Source organism: Armatimonadota bacterium (assembly GCA_028871815.1).
Taxonomy (GTDB): Bacteria; Armatimonadota; Chthonomonadetes; order Chthonomonadales; family Chthonomonadaceae; genus REEB205.
Window position 1 is genome coordinate 583668 of sequence record JAGWMJ010000001.1, and the last position, 24907, is coordinate 608574.

Here is a 24907-nt window from a genome sequence, read left to right on the forward strand (position 1 = left end):
TCCTTTCATTTGTGCGCCGGTTTGGTAGGCGCCTGCGAGCTCGTGGCGAGCTCTCCGTCGTTTAGTACATCGGTGGTGTCGTTGGTTCCCGCTACAATCATCTCGGCATGCCCATGCAACACGCCATCGGCCAGTCCAGCCGCAGCCACAGGTACGTGGTCGGCGCTGAACTGCATGCCAACTATGCGTCCCGCGACCGGATCCACGTAATACAGGCTGTCGAGGTGGATCGTCAGGCCGGGCGTCGCCCCATCCGTCATCGGTACGCTTGCGCGTATCCTTACCGCAACAGTATTGAATCCCAGCAGCGACCTGCGACCAACAAAGATGCACGCGTAGTCCACCGATCGCCCGGGAAGAAACGGATTGGCAACGCGTGCAGCCCACGACTCCCCCACGGCCACGGGCTGTTGCGGAGCCGGTGTGTTTTGCAGCAGTTCTATCACGCGGGTCAAGGCTCCGCCGTTGCCCGTTCCTGCCCCAGCTGGAGCCTGTTTCAGGAGCCCGGCTGCCGTTACCGTCCGCGTGACCGCCGGCAGCTCCGGTGGTGAAGGAACCGCCTGCCCGTTGATCTTGATATCTTCAGCGTCACCACGCGTACTGAGGACGGCATCCCCGTTACTCGCTACCGATTTCACAACACTCGCTGATGTGGTAACGATCTGAACAACTACCGGATTGGCGGGGTCCGTGGAGGATAGCACCGCATGTGTACGCAGCCGCTGCCTGGCGCCGACATGGTAGATGAATCGCCACGGAGCTACCTTTTCGGTGGGTGCTGCGCCGAGGTTGGCCGGCGGTGTTTGCGCCTTAACGGCGCCACCGGCGCCGTTGAGCAGCAGGAAAATGCAAAGCCCGATTCGATTTCGCATTGTTTTCCCCAGATACAGCCCCTGCGTGCCGGCGCCGTCAGTTGCTTGAAGGCGGAAGGTCTTGAACATTGAGTCGCGCCGCGATATCGATTGTTGATACCAGCGGCGCACCCGGATCGAGCGGGTCGGGCTTGTCACGTGTCCGTTTCAGCAGCACGGTGAGGTCGAAGTGGCCGAGCGCCATGAATCCAGCCGTCGTGGCGTCAGCCGGGGCCGGGCTCATGAAGCGCACAGAGCCGGCCAGTTTTGCCGTTCCGCTCAAACTCCCTTCGGCAGCCACTGCGCTGGTTGTGGGGTTACCATCTTTATCCACCTTGGAATCGATCTTAGCCAGCGCCGTTTCAGCAAACTGGTATCGTTCCGAACCACCGGCGGCTGTCGCCGAAACCAGGGTGCCACCGTAGGTGACATCGCCCAGCCGCTTACCGAGCACGCCATCGTCAAATGCCCAGGTGTCGTTGGCGTTTAGTGGCTTGTTCGGGAATATCAGCGGCATCATAAGCAGGCATATGCGCCGGATATCGAACCCGAGCTGGATGCGAACTGGCGTCGTTGTTCCGGTTTTCAGGCTGGCAATGCTGCCGTCGGCGCGAATGACTGCGGTTACGTTAAGCGTCTTTTGAATCTCATCGAGCGGAAGTGGGAATGGGATCACCGCGTCGGGGTTGACCTTGCCATTATGCCCAGGATCTTTTTGCAGCAGCCCAATATCGGCGCTATCCACGGAAAAGTCGATCACCGCGCCGGCCGGCGATACGCTCTGCACGGTGGCCTTGTATGTAAGTATCACGCGGATGTGGACCGGCTCTCCGCCCGGCTGCGCAAATGGTGGAATGTGACCGTTGAAAAACGCCGTCACTTTGTAGCGCCTGGTGGTTCCGGCGGTAAGAGCGTACGTGAAAAGCGCCGGTACGGGCGGTGATACGCTTCCGGCGCCGCTTACGGGTATAGCAAAGCCGAGAGAAAGCAGAGTTGCGAAAGTGGCGGTTAGCCGCCGCCGGGTGCGATGAACAGACTTCAGTGTGATCTCCCCAGTTCTGCGATTTCATCCATCACGGCCGACGCACGCGGACGCGCGCAATCAGACAATCCGTGATTGGCTACACGAAGTATACTGAACGGTGACCGGTTTGTATTGTTACGCGATGCTATTGACTTCGGTTTCACGGTCCGGGCAGGCCATCGAAGAGGGTGGCTCCTTGTGACGTACGTGCTTGTGCGGACGGCGATCTGGCTTGCACTGCGCTGCCTCTTCCCTTTATTCGGCGGTCTTCGCATTATCGGCAGAGACCAGGTTCCGCGCAAGGGGGGCGTGATTATTGCCGCCAACCACATCAGCGATTGCGATCCGGCGGCCATCGGCATGGCGCTGCCACGCCGGTGCTGGTTCATGGCCAAGCAGGAGCTGTTTGAGATGCCGCTGGTTGGTTGGGTGGTTCGTACGATGCACGGCCTGCCGGTGCGACGGTGGACCGCCGACCATGCCGCGCTCCAGCGCTCGATTGCGCTACTCAAGAGCGGTCAGGCCCTGGTGGTTTTTCCTGAGGGCAAGATCAGCGAAGACGGGTACTTACAGCCATTCTCACCAGGCGTTATGCTGCTTGCTGCGTACAGCGGTGCCCCAATTGTGCCGGCGCTGGTGCTTGGAACCGATGGCATTATGCCGTACGGCAAAACGCGTCCGCAGCGCTCGCACGGCCCGGCTATTGTGGAGTTCGGCGCGCCGTGCACGCTGGATAGCCTTGCACCGGCGAGCCGCGGCGCCGAGCGATACCGGGCTGCTGCCGAGGCGCTGCGGGACGTGCTGATCCAGATGGGTGGTCGCGTGCCCGCTGATGACGCGCAGTGACGGCCGCCGATTTCGCCGATGCAACAGGCGCATGCAGTGTGGTCATAATATGGACTCGGCTAAAACCGTCGTGTCTGGTGTTACGTATTCTCGGCGAAGGCCGCCACGATTGCCGGCCGGCGCCCGAATCGCAAGAGTCAAACCGTTGAAGCTGCTAACTCTCCTGAATCGCCTGGATCGCAAACTCGAACGTATCTATGAGCACGGCTTCGGCGCCCCGCGCGATATACGGGCGGCCGATGTGCTGAAGGAGCTGAAGCGCGCCATGGAGGCCGACCTGGCCGAAGACGCGCGTGGAAACCGGCTTGCGCCGAACGAGTACGAGGTTACGATCTACCCGCGCGGCGAGGAGGAGCGGGAAAAACTGCTGACGGTTATTACGGCCGAGAGCCTTGCCGAGGTGCTGGAGCAGACGTGCCGCGAGCGGGGGTACATCTTCGCTGGCGATTTGCGCCTGTCGGTGACGGCATCGGAGGCGCCGCCATCGCAAGGTGCAGCCAGCCTGAGTGTGAAGGCCCGGTTCAAACGGAGTGAACCCGCGATTGCACCGGAGCCGCCGCAGAATCAGCCTGTGGGACGGTTCAGCGACCTGGATGACGACATGACGGTTGCGGCGCACGCCGGCGCCGAGGTGGTTGTGGAAGAGCCGGGTTTGCCGCCTGCCACAATCGGACTCCGCTCCGGGTCACTCACAATCGGCCGATCCCAAACCGGCAATGAACTGGTACTGAACAGCAGCCAGGTTTCGCGGCGCCATGCGCGGATTGATCGAGAGTTGGATGGAACCTTCACGGTTCATGATCTCAAGAGCCGGAACGGCACGATCGTGAATGGCCGTCCCATCGAAGCGCGCGCGCTGGGCGACGGCGATACAATCACCATCGGTGATGTGGTGCTGCGATTTCGGCTGACGGGCCGCCGGGAGTCGCAGCTTACGGCGCCGGCAGGCGCGCCTCCGCTGGAGCTGGAATGGCGGGATGAGGCTGGTGCGCTCAACCGGCGCGTGTGCGGCTCTTCCACGCGCTTTGGCGCCGGCATCACCTGCGACGTGGTCCTGCCGGCAGCCACGCGCCAGCAGCTGGCTGAGATAACCATCGCCGATGGCTGCTACTGGGTCACCAACCTGGCGGGCGAACCCGGCGCCGTTTCGCTCAACGGCGAGCCGCTGGCTGCCAACGCGAGGCGCAGACTGGCGGCCGGCGATGAGATTGCCATGGCAGGACGCAGTTTTACGGTACAATTCGCGCGCTAAGTCACGCCCATGCTGATTCTACTGGGCATGGCCCGGTATCTTTTTCTTCTGGCTGTTGTAGCATTCGTAGCGCTGCTGCTGGCGCTACTTCGCCGCGATGAGGCATGAGGGGCTGTGTTCAAGGTTGAAACTTGTAATTGGCAGCCGAAGTGATGTTGGACGACGCCGCAGCCGCAACGAAGATGCCGTGGTGGTGCTCTCTTCGACCGAGCTTGGCGGCCATGTGGACGCGCTGGTGGTTGTTGCCGACGGAATCGGCGGCACCGGCGGCGGCGCCCAGGCCGCTCGGATTGTTGTAGATACCATCTCCGATCGTTTGAAGTCGAGCATCTCGAGTAATGCGCGGGGCGCGGTCGGCGAAGCGCTCAAGGCATGCATCATCGAGGCGAATGCGCTGGTTCGCTCGCAGCAGAAGTCTTCGCCTGAGCTGGCGTCTATGGGCGCAACATGCGTCGCAGCCGCCGTGGTTGGCGACCTGCTTATCGTAGCCCACGTGGGTGACAGCCGCGCCTACCTGCTCCGGGACCGGCAACTCCGGCAATTGACCGATGACCATTCCGAGGTGTGGCAGGAGGTCAAGGCCGGCGCAATGACGCCGGAGCAGGCGCGCCGCAGCGCGTTCCGCAACTCGATCACACGGGCCGTCGGGCTCGATTCGACGGTTAACCCGGACGTTGTTGAGCTGACGCTGCTTCCCGACGATACGCTTCTGTTCTGCAGCGACGGGTTGAGCTCCGAAGTGCCCGATGCCGACCTGGCTGGGTTGCTGATGGCGGCGCCACAGCCACAACTGGCATGCGACCGGCTGGTGGAGCGCGCGTTGCGTAACGGCGGGCGCGACAACGTGACGGTTGTGGTGACCCACTGCGATCATAGCGCCTCCGACATCGAATCGGAAGCGCCAACGGTATCGCCGGTGGCGCAATCGGCCGGTGCGACGCCGGTAGAGCGCGCGCCAGCGTTTGCAGCGCCTTCCGGCGCGGCCGAGGCTGAGCCGGAAGTGCGTCGAGTGACCACCCATTTCGAGCGGCGCCGGCGGCTGACCACCACGGACGCGCCACAAGCCGTTTCGGCCCGCAGCGTGCCGCACAATCGACGCGAAAGCGGCCAACACCGCTCGCAGGCCGATCTTGCAGAGTCAGGTGATGGCGAGTCCCAGGAACCAATGGTTTTGGTGACCGGTGTGCTGGTCGGCCTGGTTTTCTTGCTCGGTCTTGTTATTGTGGCTCTCGTACTCCGCCCGAGCCTCGATGCGAATGCAATCAAGCTGCCAACTCAAGCATCCGGGGCGATGCGATTTACCGACTTGCCGCTGAATTACCAGGATCCCGTCACACTCACGGGTAAAGCGGTTCGCTCGTCAACCCTCCTGGTAACTCCCGACGGAAGCGCCGTTGTGATCGCGCAGAACGGCGCCCGGCTTCTCGTAGGGCGTGACCGCAGCGTTGCAAAGGTAACCGGGCTGCATCTTCCGGTGGTTCCCGGCGCGGGGCAGAGTGCCGGACAAGATCGAGATGTATACCTTGTGATGGATGCGAGTGGTAACGCTTACTGCAACGACCCCATCAATCGCGTCATCGACAAGTTTGACCCTGCTGGAAAGCTCATTTCGAGCTCAATCGGCAAAGGCAAGCTGACCGCGCCGGCTGCAATCGGTGTGAACCAGTATGGCGACCTGTTCGTTATCGATAACCACCATCTCAAGTACATTGCCGCGCAGCCGCCGCACCGCAAACCTTCGGCGAGTGATGACCTGGCCGCAGCGGTTCGCGCGATGAATCTTCGCGAAAACCCGCACTGATGGCCGGCGTTATCGAAAAGGTGGGGAAGTATGAGCTGCTGAAGGAGCTGGGCCACGGCGCGACGAGTGTTGTCTACCTGGGTCAGGATACCATTCTGCGCCGGCAGGTTGCGCTTAAGCGTATCTCGGCCGACGTGCAGGACCGCGAGAGGATTCTGGGTGAGGCCCGACTGCTTCTGGCGCTTCAACACCCCAATATTGTGCGGGTGCATTCTGCGGACGCAACCGACACGACAATTCTGATCGACATGGAGTACATCTCCGGCGGGACGGTGAAGGAGCGCCTGATCAGCGGCGGTGCAATGCCGTGGCAGAAAGCCGTCCGGATAGCCACGCAGGTGCTGGCCGCTCTGGAGTACGCGCACGGGGAGAAGGTGCTTCATCGCGATATTAAGCCCGCGAACATTCTCCTGACCGAGACTGACGACGTGCGCCTGGCCGATTTTGGCGTCGCCGAATTGGTCGCCACGCACGGATACGCGGCCGGCGCAGGTACTTTTGCCTATATGGCGCCGGAAGATTTCGATGAGGTGAGCCACTCGGACTGCCGGTCAGACCTGTGGGCCGTTGGTATCACGCTGTACGAAATGTTGACGCTTCAACGTCCATTTATTGTTTCCGATCCGAGGAATCTGTTTGTATGGAGCCGGGCGATACGCACGCAGATTCCGCTCCCGATTGCCGCGTTCGACCCATCGGTCCCGGCGTTGATGCAGGCCGTGCTGGACCGGGCGATGGAGCGCGATCGCAGCCTGCGATACGGTTCGGCGGCGGAGTTCAGCCGTGACCTGAATGCGCTGTTGGAGGGTAAGCCGGTTGCTCCGGCAACGATCAGTGCGTGGGAACTGCGACAGGTCGATCGCGGCAAACAGACGCCCGCCGTTGTGATCACCACGAGAAGTGTTGCCTCTGAACCGCCATCCGCTGCCGCCAGGGCTGAACCCGGAATGCTGGTTGCCCAGGTACCGGCGATCGAGCCTGCGACGATGGCTGCCGGAGACCGCATTGTCGATTCGGCGGCTTCGGATCCGAAAAGCACGCTGCAACGGTCCGTGCATCTGGGCGCCATTCATGCAGGCGATACGCGTGGCCGGCTGGCATGGGTCCGGTCGCAGAGTCGAGCTGCTTCCATAGCCGAACCGGGAGCCGCCGCTGCAAAGGGCCGACCCCAGTGGCTGATCGTACAACCCGTCATCTGGCGCCGATGGGTCCGTTTGCTCTGGATCCGTGCCAGCGTGCCGGCGTACATGGCTCCGGAGGATCGGCGGTTCGATGCCGGGTTGGCATTGCCGGGATCCCGCGCGCCGGTGGTGATCACAATGCAGGTTTTGCCTATGGAACGAAGTCTGCGTGAGGCAGCCTGGTGGTTCCTGCCACTCTTTGCGCTGGTGATGGCTCCAATGGTATCGGTGACTGTATTTCGTTCAGGCGCCATCCTCCGCAACCATCTCGAGCTGGTGGCGCCACCGATCGCCGCCGTCACGGGAGCGCTTGCCCTGATGCTGCTGCTGGTAAGCATTTCATCACATCTGGACCCTACTGCCAGCTCGGCATGCGCCTTCGCGATTCTGTGCGGTTTCGGACCTCTGGCAGCGTTTGCTTTACACTACGGCGGAGTTGGTGCAACAGCCAGCCTCCGGCATGGCCTGATGGCCGCTGTGTTGGCGGGCGGGCCACTGTTGGGTTGCTGCCTGTTACAGGTATTCTATCCTGCGCGTTGGCGGATGTGGGCGGCCGCTGTAGGCGTCGGCGCTGCCAGCGTCACGGTAGGAGCCATCGCAGCGCTCAACATGCTGCGTTAGGCCCTGATCGGAGAGCGGTTCCGTGCGAAAGCATCTCAATTATCTGGTATTTGGCGCGATAGTTTTGATTGTGGCGACACTCGCCATCAACCACAGCCGGCACATGCGTTACCTGGTCGACTCCATGTCGTCGCCCAACCCGCGCGTCCGGAGCAGCGCGGCGCTCGAACTCATCAACTCCGAGCAGTTTATGGACGCGATTACGGGCGAGCCCGTGCATATTCGAGAGAACGCTGCCGGTGCGCTGCGCGATCTTGGTACGGCGGCTGCAGTTACGCAGTGCATCGCGTTTCTTAAAGACGATTCGGGTCCGGTCCGCACACACCTTGCTCATGCGCTGGCTGCGATTGGCGCCAATTCACCGGCTAATATCACGCAGCTGGCCAAGGGGCTTAACGACGGCGATAGCTACGTCCGCAAAGGGACAATCGATGCCCTTACGAACCCGCAGTGGGGTATCGGGCCGCGGCCCGGAGTGGCGGCCGGCATTGTTGCCGAGATGAAGGCCGATGCCGGCTCGCGCGGGCCCGCCGGTGACGTTCTGAGCAGTGCCGTGTTTGAAACACCCGCGGGGCGCGCACAAAGCGTCGCCTTGCTGCTGGCGCAGCTGAAAGATACCGACCCTGCGGTGCGTTCCGGCGCGGCCGACGCTCTCGGCAAAATCGGCGATCCCAGTGCTGACCCTGCGCTGATTGGACTTGTACAGCACGATGTTGCGAGTGTAGTGCGCGTCGCGATAGGCGCCTTAGCATTGATTGCTTCACCAGACGGTGAGCCGGTTTTGATCTCCGCAGTCGCCAACCCAAACGCCGACAGCAATGCGCGCGAGCAGGCGGCCGCAGGTCTCGGCAAACTGGGTGACCCAGCGGCCATAACGGCCCTTCTGAGTGCCTTGAGCGACGACGACCTGGATCTGCGCACGGCCGCCGTGGCGGCGTTGGCCCATGCCGTGCGGCCGATGCCTCCGGCGCCAGCCGTTCAGCCTGTCTTGAAGCGGCTGATCGCCGCGCTCGCGAACAACAATAACGACTTGCGCAAGGGTGTGGCCAGCGCACTCGTGGCTGTGGATTCGCCATCCATCGATCCTGCTCTTGTGGTGGCGCTCAAGGACCCAGACCCGCGGGTACGCGCCGCTGCCGCAGTGAGCCTGGGCTTTACGGGAAACGCGCCCGCAGTTCCGGCGCTGATTGCGGCACTGTCCGACCCGGATCCTACTGGAAACACGCCGGCGGCCGCCCGTGATGCGCTTGCAGCCATTGGAACACCTGCCCTCGCACCGCTGACTACCGAAACAGCCCGCGGTGGTGTTGATGCGTGGTATGCGTCACAGGCCCTGGCTCACATGGGGGTACTGGCGCTGCCTGCCCTGCGCCGCGAAGCGGCCAACCCCGATCCCACAGCACAGCGTTGGGCCGCTGTGGCGCTGGGCGGTATGGGCCTGGCCGATGCGAAGCCAACTCTGGAGCAGTTGGCGCAGAGCTCGAATGCCGACGTACAGTACGTTGCCCGCGAGCAGCTTGCCCGGCTTGGCGCAACGCCGAATTAAGCTTCCGGTCCGCTCGGCTTCCCGTTGATACGCAGCAGCTCGTGCAGCGGCGCGGTTTCTGGCGCCGGTCGAGGCAGTTGGCCGGGCTGAATTGTGTCCGCCGCCGAAGCCCGCAGCAGCTCCCGCGGTGCTCCTTCCAGCGCGGCTCGTTCCTGCACAAATGGCAGCGTTTCGCGTGCGGCGATCGTTACGGCGTCGTTGTCGAGCCGCGTGTTTCCTTTCTGGGCCAGTCGCTCCAGCACCGGTATCGCGCTGGAATCTCCCAACTGCTGAAGTGAACGAATAGCCGCCACGCGGAAGCTTCTGGCGGCCGCTCCCACGGCGTCGGCCGCGACTTGCCTCATCAGATACTTGATCCGCCCGGGTCCAAGCCGCGCGACATCCGAGTGCTTCAATGTCGGCAGGATCGTCTCGAGGCCGGCCGCCGCGACGCTTCCGAGTTGTATGTCGTTGAGACCATCGAGAACGTCAATGAGTGCGGCGGCGACGCGGGGTTCTGTTGAGTGACCGAGCAACCCGGTCAGCGCAGCCGTATCGCGGGACGCATTGCTGGCCCAAAGGCGGACTATTACGATGGAAACCGCAGCAACACCGGCAACAGAAACAACACCGAACATACCGGTGTTGGCGAATGCAATGTTGGTAACGATCAAGAGGATGGCCATCGCGCAGCAGGCCGTAACGGTGCGTTTCTGGAGTGAAGCGTGGTCGGTATGCAGAAGCTCAAGAAGCTGTCGCGTTGCCAGCTCGGCCTGCTCCGGCGTCGCGCTGTCGACACTGCGGAAGGCCGCAATCACGGCCTCACGTTGAGAATGCCGTTCGCGGGGCGCTCGAATCGCGGTTCGCGCCCGTCTACGTAACATACGGCAACTTCGGGCCCGTGGAGCGGCCACGATGCAGTGAGCGACGGCAAGCAGTCATCCCGGACGGACCTCCGCGGAATCCGACAAGGCTGGGCTATTTACGGCTTGCGCGGTCGGAGGCGCTCCGGCCGATGGCAGCAGAAGCCCCGTCGGATCGGCGGATGTCGGCGCTGCCGCTCGCAGCAGGCTGTCCTCGCGGCCCACGTTGTCGGCAGGTCGCAGCAGGTGACGATCCGTTTCCTGAGCGATCGCGCGCTGTTGCAGCAGCGGCAGGCATTGTTGCGCGGCTGCCACCACCTCCTGCCGTATCCGCGAACCTCGGGGCAGGGCGGCCAGCGCGGTAACCGCCGGCAGGGCCTTTTCATCGCCTACCTGCGACAGTGCCGCCAGTATTGCCAGGGCAAGTTCGGGCCGGCGCTTCGCGGCGCGCGAAAGGGTTCTGTTCAGTATGGCTCGCTGTTCCACGTTGAGGATGCCGGTGTCGCTGGCTCGCAGGCGTGGGAGGAGGCGGCACAGGGCGCGGCTCGCCAAAGCGTACATGTCCCTGTCCGGCACCTGGAGCGCTTCGACCACTGCGCCGGTAACCCGGATATCGTCAAAGTCGCTCAGAGCGCGTATGGCGGAGCGGTGTGTCTGGCTGAAGAGCACCGCGCCGCTAAGCACACCGCTCATGCTGCCAAACATGCTGAGGAACATTGGCATGTGCACGTCGAATTGTAGGGCGATAACAGCAACTAACACAAATATACCGGCATACACACCCGCGCACCAAAGCAGCCTGTGGCGCCGTTTGCGCCGGTTGCGATCCTCCTGCGCAACAATCTGCAGCAGGGCGTTCATGCCGTCGACGCCAATGCCCCTCAAGTACCAGATGGCCTTCTCGCGCACCGGGGCTTTCGGGGATCGCGCGTTGGCCAGCGCCTCGCGGATGGCCTGCGCATGTGTCGACTCTCCGGGTGCGACTGCTACAGCCGAGTCCATACTCGTTGGTGCGGCGCGGTTCATAGCTGGTTGGACGAAAGGCTTGTATGCCCGGCTTCGCCAGTCGGCGGCTTGTGGGCAGTCACCGCGCGCTCCGCAATCATCGTCGCTGCTTCACAGGGATCCGCCGTACCGTTACGGCTCACGGTTTGCCCATCGGCAGGTACGGCAGCCGATGGCAGCAACAGCCCAATCGTGTCGACGGCCGTAGGCGCTGCCGGCCGCGGCAGGCTCTCCTCGTGCCCGATGTTTCCCGCCGCGCGCAGGAGCTGGCGGCGAGACTCCTCGGCGGCTGCCCGCGGCTCCAGCAGTTGCAGACAGTCTTGCGCCGCTGTTACTACGTCCTGTCGTACCCGCCCACCCGGTCGCATTGTGGCAAGCGCGGTTACCGCCGGTAGCGAAGCTGCGTCACCGACCTGCCCAATGGCCGCAAGTATTGCCCTCGCCAGATCGGGTCGGTGATTCGCTGCTCGCGGAAGGACTCCGTTGAGTATCGAACGCTGATTGGCGTTGAGGATGGCGGCGTCGCTGGCGCGCAGCCGCGGAAGCAGGCGGCACAGGGAGCGACACGCGAGCCCATACATCCAGCTGTCACGCAATTGCAGCATTTCAACTACGGCGCCGGTGACGCGGATATCGTCAAAGTCAATCAAGGCCCGCATCGCGGAGCCGCCACGTTGGCTAAAGTACAAGGCGCCACCGTAAATCATGCCGAACGTGCCGAGCAGGCTGACTGCGAACGGGAGTCGATGCATACCCAGAACCAGGAGGATGCGATTCAAGTAAAAAACGCTGAAATGTAGACAAACAAACAGCAAGAATATGCGGCGACTTTTACCACGCTTCTCGTGCTCATACTTGACGATCTGGAGCAGTGCGTCCATTCCAGCTGGCCCGAGGCTCCTGAGCCTGCGAACCGCCGACTCGCGAACCAGCGCCTTGCGTGACCGTGCGTTGGCCAGTGCCTCGCGGATGGCCTGCGCCTGCGTGGATTCTTCCGGTATGGCGCGTACCGCCGACTCGGTCTCATCGGGTGCAGTTGGTTTCATGGCCGGTTGGCGGAATGTCCGTCGGGCTGCCTTCGCCCGGCGACCATGCTTCAGGTCTCGCTCCTGGCAAACTGGACCAGGTTTGTATGAAATGTAGAGCTCTCGCCCATGTCGCTGACCATGTCGGATGTGAGCGAGTTGATTCCGCTGCCGTTGGGGCTGTCTCGCCGCCACCACATGGATGGCGACCACGCGACACCGGGCTTTACAGCCGCGCTCACGACGGCCCGGAGCAGCACTTCTCCGCGCCGGTTCCACACGCGAAGCATATCACCATCCGAGACGCTGCGCGCGGCAGCATCGGCGTGCGAAATCCAGATTCGCGGCTCCTTTTCGGCTTTCTGCAGTTCCGACTGATTAGAGAAGCTGGAGTTCAGGAAGTGGTGGGCGGCGGGCGACAGCAGGTTGATCGGATATCGGCCCATGCCGGACTCCACTCCTTCGTCGGTGGGTGGAGTGTAGTCCGGCAGCGGATCCAGCCCGTCGTCGGCGGCTCGCTGCGACCAGAGCTCTGCTTTGCCGGAGGCCGTCTTGAACGGCTTTCCGCCGAGCCAGGGCGCCCATGGGGCTGTTGGCGTGTTGAGCCGTGCAAATCCGTGCTCCAGCAGCCGTTCCCACGTTACGCCATTCATGAGGGGCTCGGAGCTCTGAAGCGCGCCGCGGATGATCTCTTCGGCCGACTCCTGGAACACCGCGTCGGTGTACCCCATCGCACCGGCCAGCGCATTCAGAACTTCGATGTTGGGCCGGGCTTCCCCGCGCGCCGGTATCGCCGGCTGGCTCAGGTTCAGGTAGAGGTGGCCGTACGGGGCGATCAGATCCAGGTGCTCCATCTGTGTGGTGGCCGGGAGCAGGATGTCGGCGTACCGTGCGGTATCGGTCATCATCTGCTCGTGCACCACCGTGAACAGATCTTCGCGTTCCAGCCCTTCGCGTACCCGGTTCGAGTTTGGCGCGACCGCGGCGGGATTGGAGTTGTAGACGTAGACCGAACGTATCGGTGGGTCGCGCTCCTCCAGCAGCGCGGCGCCGAGACGAATCATGTTGATTGCCCTGGGCACGCTTCGGCCCCACTTCACCGGCGACTCATCATCGGGCGAGTGCAGGAGGTCCGGCCGCTTGACGCTGCGCATGTTGAGCGGAAAGTGGCGGCTGGTGGAGAGCAGCAGGCCGGCAGAGCGGCGGTCCCATGCGCCGATGACGGCGGGCAGCGTAACGATGGCGCGTACCATGCTGCCACCGTTGCTGTTCCGCGCGATGCCGTAACCCAGGCGAATCGCGGAGGGCTGCTCGCGGGCGTACCGCAGCGCCAGTGTCTCAATCTCGGTCGCCGGCAGGCCGGTGATAGCGGCGGTGCGCTCCAGCGGAAACATTGCGCATCGTTCCCGGAACTTCCGCCATCCCACGCTGTGCAGTTCGAGCCAGCGCTCATCGTGCAGGCCCGCTGCGAAGATCACGTTGGCCATTCCCAACGCCAGCGCGGCGTCCGTTCCCGGCTTTGGCTGTACAAACCAGTCTGCGGCAGATGCGGTTCGTGTGCGAAATGGGTCGATCACAACCAATGTTGCGCCATTCCGCTGAGCTTCCCGGATGATCGGCATCATATGCACGTTGGTGCTGCTGAGGTTGGTTCCCCATGCGATGATAAAGCGACTTTGAGCGAAGCTTTCGGGATCGATTCCCTCGTTGGAACCGTACACGTAGCCGTATCCGGCCTCCGCGCCGGATGAGCAGATCGTGCGCTTCAACTGCGATGCGCCCATCCGGTTCCATAGGCGAGCGTCGCACGCGGTCATGTTGACCAGACCCATCGTGCCGCCGTATGAGTACGGCAGGATGGCCTCCGGACCGCTCTCGGCGATGATCTGCTTCCAACGGGCGGCGATCTCGCCAATCGCCTCGTCCCAACCGATTCGAGCAAAGTTGCCCTCACCGCGTCCGCCAATTCGGCGCATTGGCGTAAGGACGCGATCCGGCGAATAGACCCGGTCTTCGTAATGAGCAACTTTGCGGCACAGGGTCCCGCGCGTGTACGGATTCGCGGGGTTGCCGGCTACGCTCAGCAGCCGTGGCTCACCACCCAGGGCAACGGTGGCCAGCATTGAGCAGCCATCGGGGCAGTCGTGCGGGCAGGCGGTCAGCACCGTCTTAACCGGCGCCGTCATCCCCTTCTCGATAACTTCATGCACCGCGCACGCTGCCCTCCCTACGAGACCTTCCGGCCAATCACGACCATGTGCGTGCTGGCGGCGCGTATCTGTCTAATTCTCCAGCCCGTGGCGCTCTTGACCAGCATCGCGCGCGCATCACCTGGTCGGTAATCTTTGCAGCCGGCTTGCGCAAGCGTTGGTGCAATGCTGGTGACGACCACGGAGGCACTGGCGGTTTTGCCTTTGATCTTGAGGTCTGATACATGCCACGCACACGCCTTCCGCGGTCCATCGGCGCTTAACTTATCGGGCCGGGACGTCGTTTGGGCCCTGTTCGGCTGCCTGACGGCTGCCGCTGCGGCGCCGATCGTTGCGGAAACGGGGAGCGCCGTGCAGATTGACCGGTAAGTTCGCAAAATGACGGGCCTCCATTCCCAGACAGATCCGGCGCAAACCTGCGATGGTTGCGTCGAAGTTGCGGGAGATTGCATGATACCTCAGGCAGACAGACCACCGGAGCGGGCCAGTTAACTCTACCAATACCTATTGCTTGAAACGTCAGGATACCGTGCAAGCGTGTACCGCGGGCTGCCGCACGGAACGCCATGCAGGCACAACGTGCAGGAAGGGCGACAGAATGGGACCACGCTCAGAATCCAGATTGGCGGGGAAGATCGACGACGTGAATCGCGTGCTCTCGCGGCGAAGCTCGCTCGTCTTCCGTGGGGCCGTAGTAATGGCCCTGGCATTATTGGCGCCGTTCATCGTGGGAGTGGCGGCACAAATACCAGCGGTCGCCACATCCTCACCGACCCGAAGCCCGGGAGTAACGATCAGTACGACGCAACGGGCAAAACGTTCTCTACGCTGAATGGCGGCGTAACGGCGGACTTCTCACAGGAAGCGCCACAGGCTCCGTCTACGGTGCTCCAGTGCGCGGCCAGAGTCCGAAGAGGGCCGGCTAGATGAGTGGACCCGCCCAAATTGACGGGCGCACTGCGCCCGGCTATAATGTCGATCGCGCGGAGAGGTGGCCGAGTGGTTGAAGGCACCTGTCTTGAAAACAGGCCGTCCGCAAGGGCGCGCAGGTTCGAATCCTGTCCTCTCCGCCAGTTCAGAACAGAACTGCGGACGCCGGCCGCCGCAGTCAGCGTCTGAAGCGGATTGCGTTTCGAACCGATGATGCGAGCGTCGCGCCGAGAGCCTCCGCCGTCGAGCCGCGCAGATACATCACGGCGCGCAACGGCAAGCTCATCGTGACTCTCCTTTCAGATAATCGGCAAGGCCCGAACAGCGGATCGAAAAGATCGCCGGACCACGCCTCGAACAGGTCGACCTCGGCATCGGTGATCGGCGCAGAGTCGGACCAGTCTTCCATGACGGTCCACGCCTGAATGTTGTGCTTCGGCGGCTGGCCGATCCGCGACCAGGGTTCCGGCTCGATGTAGAGATCATCGGGCAGAACACTCAGGCTGGCCCCGCGTCGGGACATTGCGCCAGAATCGCGCGAGGCCTCAGGGACCGGAACGGCCGATTTCTACGCCAGAACATCTGTCCCCTTCCGGTGGCAAAGATCACCGAGTACCGAGCGGCGTCGCTCGCTCGATCCGCTCGCGCTCGCTGGGACTGTTCATCGCCTCCCACAGATCGGTGCGGCGCTGCACGTTCAGCCAGAAATCCGCACTGTTGCCAAAGACGCGCGCGAGAATGAGCGCCGTCGCCGCCGTGACGGTGCGCCGGTCGTTGCACAGTTCATTGACGTGCTTGCGCTGAACGCCCATCGCCGCCGCGAGCGCCGCCTGGGTCAACCCCATCGGCTGCATGAACTCCTGCACCAGGATTTCGCCGACCGTGGCCGGCTTGCGCTTCGCCGTCAGCTTGGTTCGCCTCATCTATAGCTGTAGTCTTCGAGATAGACGCCTTCCGCTGCACCGTGGCTGCCGTCCCACGGAAAGATCAGCCGCCACTGACTGTTGACGCGGATCGAGTGTAATCCCGCCAGATTGCCGCGAAGTGTCTCGAAGTGATTGATGGGCGGCACCCGCAGATCCTGATTGGTCGTCGCATCGTCGATCATCTGGAGCTTGCGAAAGAGTCGGCTTTCGAGGTCGGACGGGATGTGCCGCGACCGCGTCTCCTCGACGAAGAACGCGGGCAGCGAGTCGTTCGGATAATTATGTTGCAGTGTACGATGCGTACCGACCCTTATTGACGGAAACGGCAGGGCATCGCGGGTCGCCAGATTCAGGTCTGGCATTACGGTATGGCGCCGGGCGGAGATTGGACAAACGGGGCGTACGAGAAACATGTCACCGTAGCGCGTCGAAAAGCGCCTAGAGCGTGCAGGTGACGTGGGCCGGCCCTGAACCAGGAGCATAGTCGGGCCAGGTATCGTACGGCGTCCATATGTCGCCGTGCCAACGTACGGCATTCCTCCGCCACACCAACCACTCGCCATGGCCCCGTCATACTACGTAGCTTTCCTCCGAGGCATTAACGTCGGTGGCCATCGCGCTATACCGATGGCCGATGTGCGTAAGGCTTTTTCCTCGGCCGGCTGCCTGCGCGTCCGTACGGTGCTTGCCACCGGCAACGTGCTGTTTGATGCCGGTTCCGATGACGGGCTTGCGGAGGTCCTGAGGAAAGCGCTCCTGAGCGAACTCGCACTGGATATCCACGTTACCGTTCGAAGTGTGGAGGCTCTTCGCCAACTTGTGGTTGCCGACCCCTTCGCAACGGTTGTCGTTACGGCAGAAACGCGGCTGTACCTTACGCTCCTGGACGAGCCGCCTCCGGTATCGCCAATACTGCCTTATTCCTTTTCGCGGTGCGCCGGTTCGATCGTCTTCTGCCGTGGCGCGGATGTTTGCAGCGCGATCCAGTTGACGGCGCAAGGGGGTACGCCCGAGATGATGACGGATATCGAAGCTCTGTTCGGGCGGGGCATGACCACGCGAAACTGGAACACGGTGGCTCGAATTCTAAAATCGGCCGAGGCGTAGGCTTGTGCCCGGCGGCCCGCACTACAACGCCATCCGCTCCTTAGCCTGGATGTAGCGGCTGATTACGCTCGCGTTGATTTGAGCGGTGGTGCTATCCAGAACGATGGCGCCGGCGCCTGCCAGTGCGGCGAGGGCTCGGCGGCGGTCTGTCAGTAGTGTGGCAGCGGCCGCGGACCGATATACGTCCAGTTCATCTTCCGGTGGCTTTGCCGCGGCTGCAGTAAGCGCAGGATCGGAGATCGCCGCTACGACCATCAGATGCCGTCGAGCCATTATGGCGACCTCGTCGATCGCCTCCACCGACGTCTCGCGGTCCCAAAGATCGGTGAAGCATACGATCAACGTCCGCCGTCGGGCGCGGCGCGCCAGAGAGCCGAGCGCGGCCGCAAAGCTGGTCTCCTCCAACGATGGCTCGGCCGCCATCAGGTGCTGCTGAATGCGTCGCAGCTGCCTGCTGCCACGCTCCGGCTGCAGAAACGTGCCGACCTCGGCGCCAAATGTCAGCAGTCCCACGCGATCATCCGCTTCCAGTGCCGTCCTGGCCAGAGCCAGTGCTGCCGTGATAGCGGTTTCGAGGCGCGGCTTTCCGCCGATACGCATCGACATGACGCGCCCCAGGTCCAGCGCAATGATCACGGCTTGCGATCGCTCCGCCTCGTACTCGCGTGAGATGAGCTTTCCACGTCGCGCCGTAGCACGCCAATCGACGCGCCGCAACTCATCATCCGGCTGAAAGTCGCGCAGGCTCTCAAACTGCCTGCCCTGGCCGTGCCGTCGAGTACTTCGCGTGCCGTCCGAGCCGAGTCGAATGCGGCGGGCGTTTGGCCTGCTTACCAAAGCCGGTGGCAGCTCGGGATAGACGTCTACCTCGCCTGCCAGCGGTAGATCGGTCCGGCGGCTCGCAAGGCCAAGCCGCCCGGAAGCGTATACCGCAACGTTTGCGAATCGATAACGGCCACGCGACGGCGCGCGGAAGGTGTAATCAACAGCCGTTTCGGCATGCTGGAAAGCAACGAAGCGCAGACCGTCGGTTGGCAAATCGAAGGTCAAACGACTGTCTGGGGTATCCAGCACTCTCAGGCGCCAAAGAGATCCGGTGCCGTTCGTCACGGTAATGCGTACGGTGGCCGGCTCCTGCGCCTTTACGGCCCGAGGCGCTTCGCGTCGGACGTCGTGAGCGTTAAGTCGAGGGGCAGTCCTTGCGTCCAAGCAGGCGGCGATGGTCAGCGCGATCAGCCCACATGTGCCAAGAATCGCCTGCGATGGCCAAACCCAAACGGCCAGGCTGGCCAGCACAATCGCGAGCGCCAACACAAAGTACCGGCGGCTGAATATCACTTAGCGCCAGTACCGGAAAGCTCAATCGTTACGCCGCCCGGCAGGCCCGAAAGTCGGTCTCCCGGCCGCAGTTTGCGTCCCCGGCGTACGTCGCGCTGGCCGTTGACGAGAGTTGGATGCTCCTCCAACCATGATCGCGCGTCGCTGCCGCTGCCTATGATGCCGGCAAGCTTGAGCAGTTGGCCCAGCGTAATCGTTTCGGTCCGGATTGTTATGGTTTGGTTATTGGTCATCGCAAAGGCGGGTCGAGGGCTTGGAAAGCTGCAATGTGTGTGGCATCATGGCATATAGCCGGCAGCGCCGCCATAGGCTCTGCGGTACGCAGCCGGCGCTGCCATGCCGCCCGGGCGACCTCCAGAGGGCCATGACACCACTTCTGAGGGCGGCCGCAAAAGGAATTCTGCTGCCCGGAACGGAACAGTGACCGGACCCGAAGCCGGCGAGATAGCACGGTTCGCCACGCTGACCTGCTAACCCTTCCGCTGTGGCAGCAATCCTGCTGTAATCCGCAGATCCACGCACAAACTCTTGCCATGAAGCCTGTAGTACAGATATCTTTGGACCTGACCAGCATCGCCGAAGCGCTTCAGACCGCGCACATCGCCATGCGGGCCGGCATCGACTGGCTGGAAGCCGGTACGCCGCTTATCCTGGCTGAAGGGCTCCATGGTGTTCGGGCGCTGCGAGAGGCATTTCCTGAAACGCCTATCGTGGCCGATCTGAAAACGATGGATGGCGGATACCTGGAGGCCGAGATGATGGCCGGCGCCGGCGCTACGCATGTGGTGGTGATGGCGCGCGCGCATCCCGCAACCGTGAAACAGGTAGTCCAGGCGGGACACGATACGGGTGTTAAGGTTATGGGAGACAACCTGGGTTGTGAGGACATGGTTGCCGGCGCCAGGCTGTTGGAGGAGCTCGGCTGCGACTATGTGATCCACCATATCGGTTACGACGAGAGGCGCGACGCGGATGTGCAGCAACGGCATGGCGGCCGGATGCCGAGTCCACTGGATCAACTGGCCGAGGTGACCCGCGCCGTAAGCGTACCGGTTCAGGCAGTAGGCGGCCTCAGCATCGAGCAGGCCATTGCATGCCCGCGCTATGGCGCCCCACTGGTGGTGATTGGCGCGCCTCTAGCCGTGGATGCCGATGCGTTCAAGCCAGCCGGTGGCGACCTTGAAGGGACCCTGAGAGCTATCTGTGCCAGCATCCGCGAGGTGGATTGAGCGATGACGGTGAAGGCGCGCCATGCTCGCAATCTGTCGATGATGGATGCCGTGACCATTGCCGGAATGCTTACGGCAATCGGCAGCCTGTTCGGTGCATGGGAGCGCTACACTCCTGCCGTTCAGTCGCTGGGCCTTCCAGGAGCGCTTGTAAGCCATGTCAGCCTGCAGCGGTCGGGTTTTCAGTCCTCGGTCCGCTGGCCTATCACGGTTGCAGCTCTTGCCACCGGCGGCTTGCTGCTGTGGAACCGCGGTCGTAACGCACGGCTCTACTCCGCAGTGCTGCAGGCCGGCTGCGGAGCGGCATGCGTCGCTATGGCTATGGCGCACCTTGCACTACTGGGAGGTGTGATCGGCGGGTTCGCTGCCGGCACGTTGATTCTGTTTGGCGCGTGGGGGCGCAGTGGCGCCAGCCTTAGCTTCGGTTCGCAGGAGCCGCAACCATGAAAGCTGTGATTATGGCCGGCGGCGAAGGCACCCGCCTGCGGCCGTTGACCTCGCATCGCCCCAAGCCGCTGGTTTCGGCGCTGAACATGCCGATTATGGAGCACATCGTGCTGCTGCTGAAGCGGCATGGAATCACCGATATTGTAGTGACCCTGCACTATCTGGCCGATGAGATACAGGGTTACTTTGGCGATGGCAGCGATCTCGGCGTAAATCTCTCGTGGTTTATTGAAGATACGCCCCTTGGGACCGCAGGCAGCGTAAAGCAGGCCGAGGAGCAGTTGAAGGATTCGCCATTCCTGATCATAAGCGGCGACGCCCTCACCGACGTGAACCTGGAGCGCGTTATCGCGTGGCACACGGAGAAGGGCAGCGCCGCCACCATTGTGTTAGCTCACAATCCCAATCCGCTGGAATACGGGGTGGTGATCACCAACGACGAGGGGCGCGTAAGCCGGTTCCTGGAGAAGCCGTCGTGGGGCGAGGTGTTTTCCGATACCGTCAACACCGGCATCTACATTCTGGAACCCGGCATTCTGGGATATATGGAGCCACGCCGTAACTATGACTGGAGCCGCGACATCTTTCCGCGGCTACTGGACGAAGGTCGCCCGATGTTTGGGTACGTGATGGATGGCGACTACTGGTGTGACGTAGGCAACCTGCAAGACTACCGTGAATCTCAGTACGCGGTTTTGGATGGCGCGACGAGGATTCCGCTGGGACATACGCCCGGGCAGCAGGATGCAAACCGCATCTGGGTAGCTGATGGATGCGAAATCGATCCTACAGCGCAGATCAAGCCGCCGGTGATGATCGGACGTAACTGCGTGATCAAGGCGAATGCCGAGGTGGGCCCGTCTTCGGTGATCGGCGACCAGGCGATCATTGAAAGCGGCGCCAAGATTGGACGCAGCATCCTGTGGGACAACGTCTACGTAGGAGTGGACAGCGACCTGTACGGCTGTACGATCTGCTCCCACGCCACGATAAAGCAGGGAGTGAAGATCCAGGAAGGCGCCGTCGTCGGGAGCGGGTGCCGCATTGAGGATGGCAGCACGGTACGCTCGCAGATCAAACTGTGGCCCGATAAGATCATTGAGGCCGGCAGCACGGTGACGATGAGCCTTGTATGGGGTCAAAAGTGGGCCGGCACGCTGTTCCGGAAGCACGGCGTCACGGGTATTGCGAATGTGGAGATCACGCCGGACCTTGCCTGCAAGCTCGGCGCATCCTTTGGCGGGTACCTTCGCCGAGGCGCTACCGTTGTTGCCAGCCGCGACTCCGGCCCCGTTGCGCGCATGATGAAGCGCGCGCTCATGAGTGGTCTGCTTTCGGTTGGCGTGAATGTGCTGGATATGAGTTCGATGCCGCTGCCCATTGCGCGGCACACCATCCTGGGATCACTCTCGGGGGGTGGTGTTCACGTTCGGGTCGCGCCGAACAACCCGCGTAACACGCTCATCGAGTTCTTCGATGGCCATGGTATCTATCTAAGCGTGAACGATGAGCGCAAGGTGGAGACTATCTTTTTCCGTGAGGACTTCCGTCGGGTAGATGCCGAGCAGGTGGGCCAACTCGAGTTTGCCGGTCGCGGCATGGAGCAGTATGCGGAAGACTTCCGCCATCACGTTGACGCCGACGCTGTGCGGAACAACGCTCTCTCGGTGGTTGCCGACTTCGCCTATGGCCGTCTCGGCATGTACTATCCCGCCATCCTTGGCAGGCTTGGGTGCGATGTGGTTGCGCTAAACGCCTACCCGGACGTGGAGAAGATACCGCGCGCCACCGCCGATCGTGCCGCCGGTTTGGCAAACCTCGCCCGCATCGTTCAAACGCTGCGGGCCGATCTGGGCGTGCTGTTCGAGGCCGACGGCGAGCGACTTACGCTGGTGGACGCAAATGGCAGGATTATAGAGCGGGATGCGCTTCTTACGCTGATGTGCGTGCTATTTGCACGGACGCACCCGGATGCCCGTATTGCAGTGCCCGTGACGGCGCCACGATCGCTGGAGGCGCTGACCAGCCTGCACGGCGCATCGATTACCCGTACACGCACCGACACGCGAGATTTGATGGCACTGTGCCACAGTGGCGTGCCGGCTGCATCTCGCATCGACTTCGCCGCCGATAGCTCCGGCGGTTTCATATTCTCCGAGTTCCAGCCCACGTTTGACGCGATGTTCAGCTTTTCGAAACTGCTGGAGATTCTGGCTACCACCGGCCTCCGCATTGCCGAGATTGCCGACGAACTGCCGGCATCCTGGCTAAGCGAGGCAGTTGTAAAATGCCCGTGGGAGGAGAAGGGGAACATCATGCGCAACCTCATGCGCGAGGTGGACGCAGTTACGGAAGGTGGTGGCCGGGTAGATCTGATTGACGGCCTGAAGTTTTACCACGGCGACGATTGGGTACTGGTGATGCCCGATTCGTCCGATCCGTGCTTCCATGTATTCGCCGAAGCGGGAGATTCTGAGGCAACGGAGCGGCTTAAGCTGGAGTATGTGCGCAAAATCGAAGCGCTGCGCCGCCCCGGATTGTAGCCAGACGGACTGATGGACTGGGGGACCAGGATTCGAACCTGGGTTAACGGCTTCAAAGGCCGCTGTCCTGCCGCTGGACGATCCCCCATCAGGGCATGGGGATTATACTCGGCTCGCGAGGACGCGTCAAACCTTGCCGTTCGGATCAGCCGTTCAAGCATAACGACCCCCTGCGACGTTTGATCGCAGGGGGCCGTGCGCTTCCGGGAGTTGCCGCGCGCTACTTGCTCTCGCCGCCGCGCCGGCCGATTTCGGCCATGTGCTCGCGATTCTCCGAAATCTTTGAGCCGCCGATTTTGCCGATTTCCGACATATGGGCGCGGTTTTGAGATACTTTGGATCCGCCTTTACGCCCAATTTCCGCCATATGTTCGCGGTTGGAGGCAACCTTGGCGCCACCTTTGCGGCCCGCCATGGCGTGGCCCTGCGGGTCGCCGTGCCAGCCGCGTCCCGTGGAGAGCGCTATGGCCTCGGCCACAGCCACACCGCCCTTTTTACTCTTTTTCATTGTTGACCATGCTCCAGTCCCGTTGCAGCTGTATCGCTACAAAGGATTGGCTCCCGGCCTGGGGGGCGAGGCGCGACAGCCTAGTGGTTCTATTACGAACGCACGGTGCGTGGTAGTGCCCGATCAGCGCGGAAGGTCGTCGGCCCGCGGCGCCGCAGCCGGGTCTTGCCTTCAAGACGCCTGGACGGCTGCCATGATGGCGGTACAATGGCGTCGTGTGGCCCGGCTGGTAACAGGCCGAGCCAACGCTATCCGGAAGGTGGAGGGATCGACCAATGAAGCGTGCGGGAGTATGGCTTTCGATAGGGCTGTTGTGCAGTTTTGCAGCCGGGGCTGCGGCTGGGCCGCAGTTGGGCAAGCTGCTAAAAGGCGGCGGCATCATGCTGGTGGTGCACACATTTGGCCCGCAGATCAACCGGTTCATCAATGGACTCACCCACACCTCCACTACCGGCGAGAACTATGCCACCAAGGTCGTGCCCGTGCTGTCGGTCGGCACCGGCGCCTATGCCGGAGCGGTGCAGGTGATGGGACCAGGCGCTCGGGTCAGTCAGGTACAGGCGGTTGCCGAGGTTGGTGGCAACTTCCGGCCGCTTGGCGTTCAGGTGCGCGCGCTGGTTCCGATAGCTTCGACCAAGGTCACATCCTTGCGCCGGGTACCGGGCGTTGGCGTCAGCGGCATTATCGACGTTAAGCTGTAGCTCGGGCAGCCGATGAGTCAGCGCCTTGCCTGGAAGGTGTCGCTCCACGGGGGTCACAGCAGCCAGTTCTGTGATCACGCCTCAAGCACGCTGGACGAGATGCTGCGGGCGGCGGCCGCCTTCGGTTACGCTGCTTTCGGTGTTTCGGAGCATGCGCCACGGAGCGAGAATCGGTTTCTCTATCCTGAAGAGCGGAGTCTGGGTTGGGACGCCACAAAACTGGCGTCCGATTTCGAGGCGTTCACCGTCGCCATCAATGCTGCTGCGTCCACGCACCGAGACGGTATGGAGGTGCTCCGCGGTTTCGAGGCCGAGGTGGTGCCTTCGGCCGGCTACGCCCCCATCATGAATCGGCTGCGCCGCAGCAGGCTGTCGGATGGTAATCCCGCGTTCGACTATATGGTGGGTTCCGTTCATCATGTTGGCGAGTTGCAGATCGATGGCCCGGCAGCCGATTTTATGGCGGCCATTGAGGCAACCGGCGGGCCCGAGGCGCTGGCGATTGCCTACTATGCGCAGGTCGCCGAGATGCTTGACACGCTCAAGCCGGATGTAGCCGCGCACCTGGATCTGATCAGGAAGCGGGGCGAGCCGATGTTTCCCGACACCAACTGGCGCTCGCCGCGAATCCGCGCGGCAGCTGAGCGTGCCCTGGAAGCCGTGCTCAGTTGCGGGGCGATTATCGATGTCAATACGGCTGGTTGGCGCAAGGGTCTGGATACGCCCTATCCGGAGCCATGGCTGGTTCACCGCGCGGCGGCGATGGGGTGTGTGTTCTGTTTTGGAGACGACAGCCACTGCGCCGCTGATGTCGGCGCCGGCGTTGAGCGGGCGCGACACTATCTACTGGGCTGCGGCGTCACAACGATTACCACGTTGAGGCGGGCCGGAAGCGGCACAGAACGCGCGGCTGCCAGCCTGGTGTAGTCGTGGGTCGGCAGGAGGCGCCCACAACGGGTAACGGGTCGTGAGCT

Annotated in this window: 24 protein-coding genes and 2 tRNA genes; 12 read left to right on the forward strand and 14 right to left on the reverse strand. The window is 62.6% G+C overall.

Annotation, left to right across the window (positions count from 1 at the left end; genetic code table 11):
- Positions 1 to 5: 5 nt before the first annotated feature.
- Positions 6 to 872: a hypothetical protein gene (locus KGJ62_02460; GenBank protein MDE2125432.1), complete on the reverse strand. Its 867-nt coding sequence runs from the start codon at positions 870 to 872 to the stop codon at positions 6 to 8.
- A gap of 37 nt (positions 873 to 909) precedes the next feature.
- Positions 910 to 1731 carry a hypothetical protein gene (locus KGJ62_02465; GenBank protein MDE2125433.1) on the reverse strand — a complete coding sequence of 274 codons (822 nt, stop codon included), beginning with the start codon at positions 1729 to 1731 and terminating at the stop codon, positions 910 to 912.
- 342 nt (positions 1732 to 2073) lie between these two features.
- On the opposite strand from KGJ62_02465, the gene KGJ62_02470 reads away from it, so the two are divergent.
- The 5 genes from KGJ62_02470 to KGJ62_02490 all read left to right on the forward strand — a co-directional run bounded on the left by KGJ62_02470 (position 2074) and on the right by KGJ62_02490 (position 9122).
- Positions 2074 to 2721, forward strand: a complete 648-nt coding sequence (locus KGJ62_02470; GenBank protein ID MDE2125434.1) for a 1-acyl-sn-glycerol-3-phosphate acyltransferase — start codon at positions 2074 to 2076, stop codon at positions 2719 to 2721.
- A gap of 145 nt (positions 2722 to 2866) precedes the next feature.
- Positions 2867 to 3973 carry a DUF3662 domain-containing protein gene (locus tag KGJ62_02475; GenBank protein ID MDE2125435.1) on the forward strand — a complete coding sequence of 369 codons (1107 nt, stop codon included), beginning with the start codon at positions 2867 to 2869 and terminating at the stop codon, positions 3971 to 3973.
- A 124-nt stretch (positions 3974 to 4097) separates the two neighbouring features.
- A complete protein-coding gene (locus KGJ62_02480; protein MDE2125436.1) occupies positions 4098 to 5774 on the forward strand; it encodes a protein phosphatase 2C domain-containing protein in 1677 nt (558 codons plus the stop codon).
- Complete coding sequence (locus KGJ62_02485) at positions 5774 to 7576, forward strand: serine/threonine protein kinase (protein ID MDE2125437.1); 1803 nt, start codon at positions 5774 to 5776, stop codon at positions 7574 to 7576. Before KGJ62_02480 ends, KGJ62_02485 begins: the two co-directional genes overlap by 1 nt.
- 22 nt (positions 7577 to 7598) lie before the next feature.
- Positions 7599 to 9122 (forward strand): HEAT repeat domain-containing protein, encoded by a 1524-nt coding sequence (locus KGJ62_02490; GenBank protein ID MDE2125438.1) that lies wholly within the window; start codon positions 7599 to 7601, stop codon positions 9120 to 9122.
- On the opposite strand, the gene KGJ62_02495 is transcribed toward KGJ62_02490, so the two are convergent.
- The 5 genes from KGJ62_02495 to KGJ62_02515 form a co-directional block, all read right to left on the reverse strand.
- Positions 9119 to 9919: a hypothetical protein gene (locus tag KGJ62_02495; protein ID MDE2125439.1), complete on the reverse strand. Its 801-nt coding sequence runs from the start codon at positions 9917 to 9919 to the stop codon at positions 9119 to 9121. The genes KGJ62_02490 and KGJ62_02495 overlap by 4 nt on opposite strands.
- A 120-nt stretch (positions 9920 to 10039) precedes the next feature.
- Positions 10040 to 10966, reverse strand: coding sequence for a hypothetical protein (locus KGJ62_02500; protein ID MDE2125440.1), 927 nt, complete (start codon positions 10964 to 10966; stop codon positions 10040 to 10042).
- Between the two features lie 20 nt (positions 10967 to 10986).
- Complete coding sequence (locus KGJ62_02505) at positions 10987 to 12015, reverse strand: hypothetical protein (protein ID MDE2125441.1); 1029 nt, start codon at positions 12013 to 12015, stop codon at positions 10987 to 10989.
- 50 nt (positions 12016 to 12065) lie between these two features.
- Positions 12066 to 14180 carry a molybdopterin oxidoreductase family protein gene (locus KGJ62_02510; GenBank protein ID MDE2125442.1) on the reverse strand — a complete coding sequence of 705 codons (2115 nt, stop codon included), beginning with the start codon at positions 14178 to 14180 and terminating at the stop codon, positions 12066 to 12068.
- A 41-nt stretch (positions 14181 to 14221) separates the two neighbouring features.
- Positions 14222 to 14581, reverse strand: coding sequence for a hypothetical protein (locus KGJ62_02515; GenBank protein ID MDE2125443.1), 360 nt, complete (start codon positions 14579 to 14581; stop codon positions 14222 to 14224).
- Between the two features lie 608 nt (positions 14582 to 15189).
- On the opposite strand from KGJ62_02515, the gene KGJ62_02520 reads away from it, so the two are divergent.
- A tRNA-Ser gene (locus tag KGJ62_02520) sits at positions 15190 to 15277 on the forward strand.
- 35 nt (positions 15278 to 15312) lie between these two features.
- Here the strand turns inward: KGJ62_02520 and KGJ62_02525 are convergent.
- From KGJ62_02525 to KGJ62_02535, 3 genes are all read right to left on the reverse strand, one after another.
- The gene (locus KGJ62_02525) at positions 15313 to 15657 is read right to left on the reverse strand and encodes a hypothetical protein (GenBank protein ID MDE2125444.1); all 345 of its coding nucleotides are present in this window, start codon (positions 15655 to 15657) and stop codon (positions 15313 to 15315) included.
- An 82-nt stretch (positions 15658 to 15739) separates the two neighbouring features.
- Positions 15740 to 16057, reverse strand: a complete 318-nt coding sequence (locus tag KGJ62_02530; GenBank protein MDE2125445.1) for a HigA family addiction module antidote protein — start codon at positions 16055 to 16057, stop codon at positions 15740 to 15742.
- Complete coding sequence (locus tag KGJ62_02535; protein MDE2125446.1) at positions 16054 to 16422, reverse strand: type II toxin-antitoxin system RelE/ParE family toxin; 369 nt, start codon at positions 16420 to 16422, stop codon at positions 16054 to 16056. The genes KGJ62_02530 and KGJ62_02535 overlap by 4 nt, the downstream gene beginning before the upstream one ends.
- Before the next feature lie 199 nt (positions 16423 to 16621).
- On the opposite strand from KGJ62_02535, the gene KGJ62_02540 reads away from it, so the two are divergent.
- Positions 16622 to 17167, forward strand: a complete 546-nt coding sequence (locus KGJ62_02540; protein MDE2125447.1) for a DUF1697 domain-containing protein — start codon at positions 16622 to 16624, stop codon at positions 17165 to 17167.
- A gap of 21 nt (positions 17168 to 17188) precedes the next feature.
- On the opposite strand, the gene KGJ62_02545 is transcribed toward KGJ62_02540, so the two are convergent.
- A complete protein-coding gene (locus KGJ62_02545) occupies positions 17189 to 18505 on the reverse strand; it encodes a DUF58 domain-containing protein (protein ID MDE2125448.1) in 1317 nt (438 codons plus the stop codon).
- Positions 18502 to 18738, reverse strand: a complete 237-nt coding sequence (locus KGJ62_02550; GenBank protein ID MDE2125449.1) for an RNA-binding S4 domain-containing protein — start codon at positions 18736 to 18738, stop codon at positions 18502 to 18504. The genes KGJ62_02545 and KGJ62_02550 overlap by 4 nt, the downstream gene beginning before the upstream one ends.
- A 300-nt stretch (positions 18739 to 19038) precedes the next feature.
- Between KGJ62_02550 and KGJ62_02555 the strand changes: the two genes are divergently transcribed.
- From KGJ62_02555 to KGJ62_02565, 3 genes are read left to right on the forward strand one after another with little or no spacing between them, the layout of a single operon-like run.
- On the forward strand, positions 19039 to 19734 hold the full coding sequence (locus KGJ62_02555) for an orotidine 5'-phosphate decarboxylase (GenBank protein ID MDE2125450.1): 696 nt from the start codon (positions 19039 to 19041) through the stop codon (positions 19732 to 19734).
- Between the two features lie 3 nt (positions 19735 to 19737).
- Positions 19738 to 20181 (forward strand): hypothetical protein, encoded by a 444-nt coding sequence (locus KGJ62_02560; GenBank protein ID MDE2125451.1) that lies wholly within the window; start codon positions 19738 to 19740, stop codon positions 20179 to 20181.
- The gene (locus KGJ62_02565; protein ID MDE2125452.1) at positions 20178 to 22724 is read left to right on the forward strand and encodes a mannose-1-phosphate guanyltransferase; all 2547 of its coding nucleotides are present in this window, start codon (positions 20178 to 20180) and stop codon (positions 22722 to 22724) included. Before KGJ62_02560 ends, KGJ62_02565 begins: the two co-directional genes overlap by 4 nt.
- A gap of 17 nt (positions 22725 to 22741) precedes the next feature.
- Here the strand turns inward: KGJ62_02565 and KGJ62_02570 are convergent.
- Positions 22742 to 22812, reverse strand: a tRNA-Gln gene (locus KGJ62_02570).
- A gap of 132 nt (positions 22813 to 22944) precedes the next feature.
- Positions 22945 to 23232: a hypothetical protein gene (locus tag KGJ62_02575; GenBank protein MDE2125453.1), complete on the reverse strand. Its 288-nt coding sequence runs from the start codon at positions 23230 to 23232 to the stop codon at positions 22945 to 22947.
- Positions 23233 to 23507: 275 nt separating this feature from the next.
- Between KGJ62_02575 and KGJ62_02580 the strand changes: the two genes are divergently transcribed.
- On the forward strand, positions 23508 to 23933 hold the full coding sequence (locus KGJ62_02580; protein ID MDE2125454.1) for a hypothetical protein: 426 nt from the start codon (positions 23508 to 23510) through the stop codon (positions 23931 to 23933).
- Between the two features lie 12 nt (positions 23934 to 23945).
- Positions 23946 to 24860, forward strand: coding sequence for a histidinol-phosphatase HisJ family protein (locus KGJ62_02585; protein MDE2125455.1), 915 nt, complete (start codon positions 23946 to 23948; stop codon positions 24858 to 24860).
- Positions 24861 to 24907: the final 47 nt, after the last annotated feature.

Excerpts from the sequence above, each read along its gene's own strand:
- KGJ62_02555 (MDE2125450.1), top strand. The coding sequence starts at position 19,039 with ATGAAGCCTGTAGTACAGATATCTTTGGACCTGACCAGCATCGCCGAA.
- KGJ62_02575 (MDE2125453.1), bottom strand. The coding sequence starts at position 23,232 with ATGAAAAAGAGTAAAAAGGGCGGTGTGGCTGTGGCCGAGGCCATAGCG.
- KGJ62_02550 (MDE2125449.1), bottom strand. The coding sequence starts at position 18,738 with ATGACCAATAACCAAACCATAACAATCCGGACCGAAACGATTACGCTG.
- KGJ62_02530 (MDE2125445.1), bottom strand. The coding sequence starts at position 16,057 with ATGAGGCGAACCAAGCTGACGGCGAAGCGCAAGCCGGCCACGGTCGGC.
- KGJ62_02535 (MDE2125446.1), bottom strand. The coding sequence starts at position 16,422 with ATGCCAGACCTGAATCTGGCGACCCGCGATGCCCTGCCGTTTCCGTCA.
- KGJ62_02585 (MDE2125455.1), top strand. The coding sequence starts at position 23,946 with ATGAGTCAGCGCCTTGCCTGGAAGGTGTCGCTCCACGGGGGTCACAGC.
- KGJ62_02525 (MDE2125444.1), bottom strand. The coding sequence starts at position 15,657 with ATGTCCCGACGCGGGGCCAGCCTGAGTGTTCTGCCCGATGATCTCTAC.
- KGJ62_02580 (MDE2125454.1), top strand. The coding sequence starts at position 23,508 with ATGAAGCGTGCGGGAGTATGGCTTTCGATAGGGCTGTTGTGCAGTTTT.
- KGJ62_02505 (MDE2125441.1), bottom strand. The coding sequence starts at position 12,015 with ATGAAACCAACTGCACCCGATGAGACCGAGTCGGCGGTACGCGCCATA.
- KGJ62_02460 (MDE2125432.1), bottom strand. The coding sequence starts at position 872 with ATGCGAAATCGAATCGGGCTTTGCATTTTCCTGCTGCTCAACGGCGCC.
- KGJ62_02485 (MDE2125437.1), top strand. The coding sequence starts at position 5,774 with ATGGCCGGCGTTATCGAAAAGGTGGGGAAGTATGAGCTGCTGAAGGAG.
- KGJ62_02560 (MDE2125451.1), top strand. The coding sequence starts at position 19,738 with ATGACGGTGAAGGCGCGCCATGCTCGCAATCTGTCGATGATGGATGCC.
- KGJ62_02540 (MDE2125447.1), top strand. The coding sequence starts at position 16,622 with ATGGCCCCGTCATACTACGTAGCTTTCCTCCGAGGCATTAACGTCGGT.
- KGJ62_02565 (MDE2125452.1), top strand. The coding sequence starts at position 20,178 with ATGAAAGCTGTGATTATGGCCGGCGGCGAAGGCACCCGCCTGCGGCCG.
- KGJ62_02510 (MDE2125442.1), bottom strand. The coding sequence starts at position 14,180 with ATGACGGCGCCGGTTAAGACGGTGCTGACCGCCTGCCCGCACGACTGC.
- KGJ62_02500 (MDE2125440.1), bottom strand. The coding sequence starts at position 10,966 with ATGGACTCGGCTGTAGCAGTCGCACCCGGAGAGTCGACACATGCGCAG.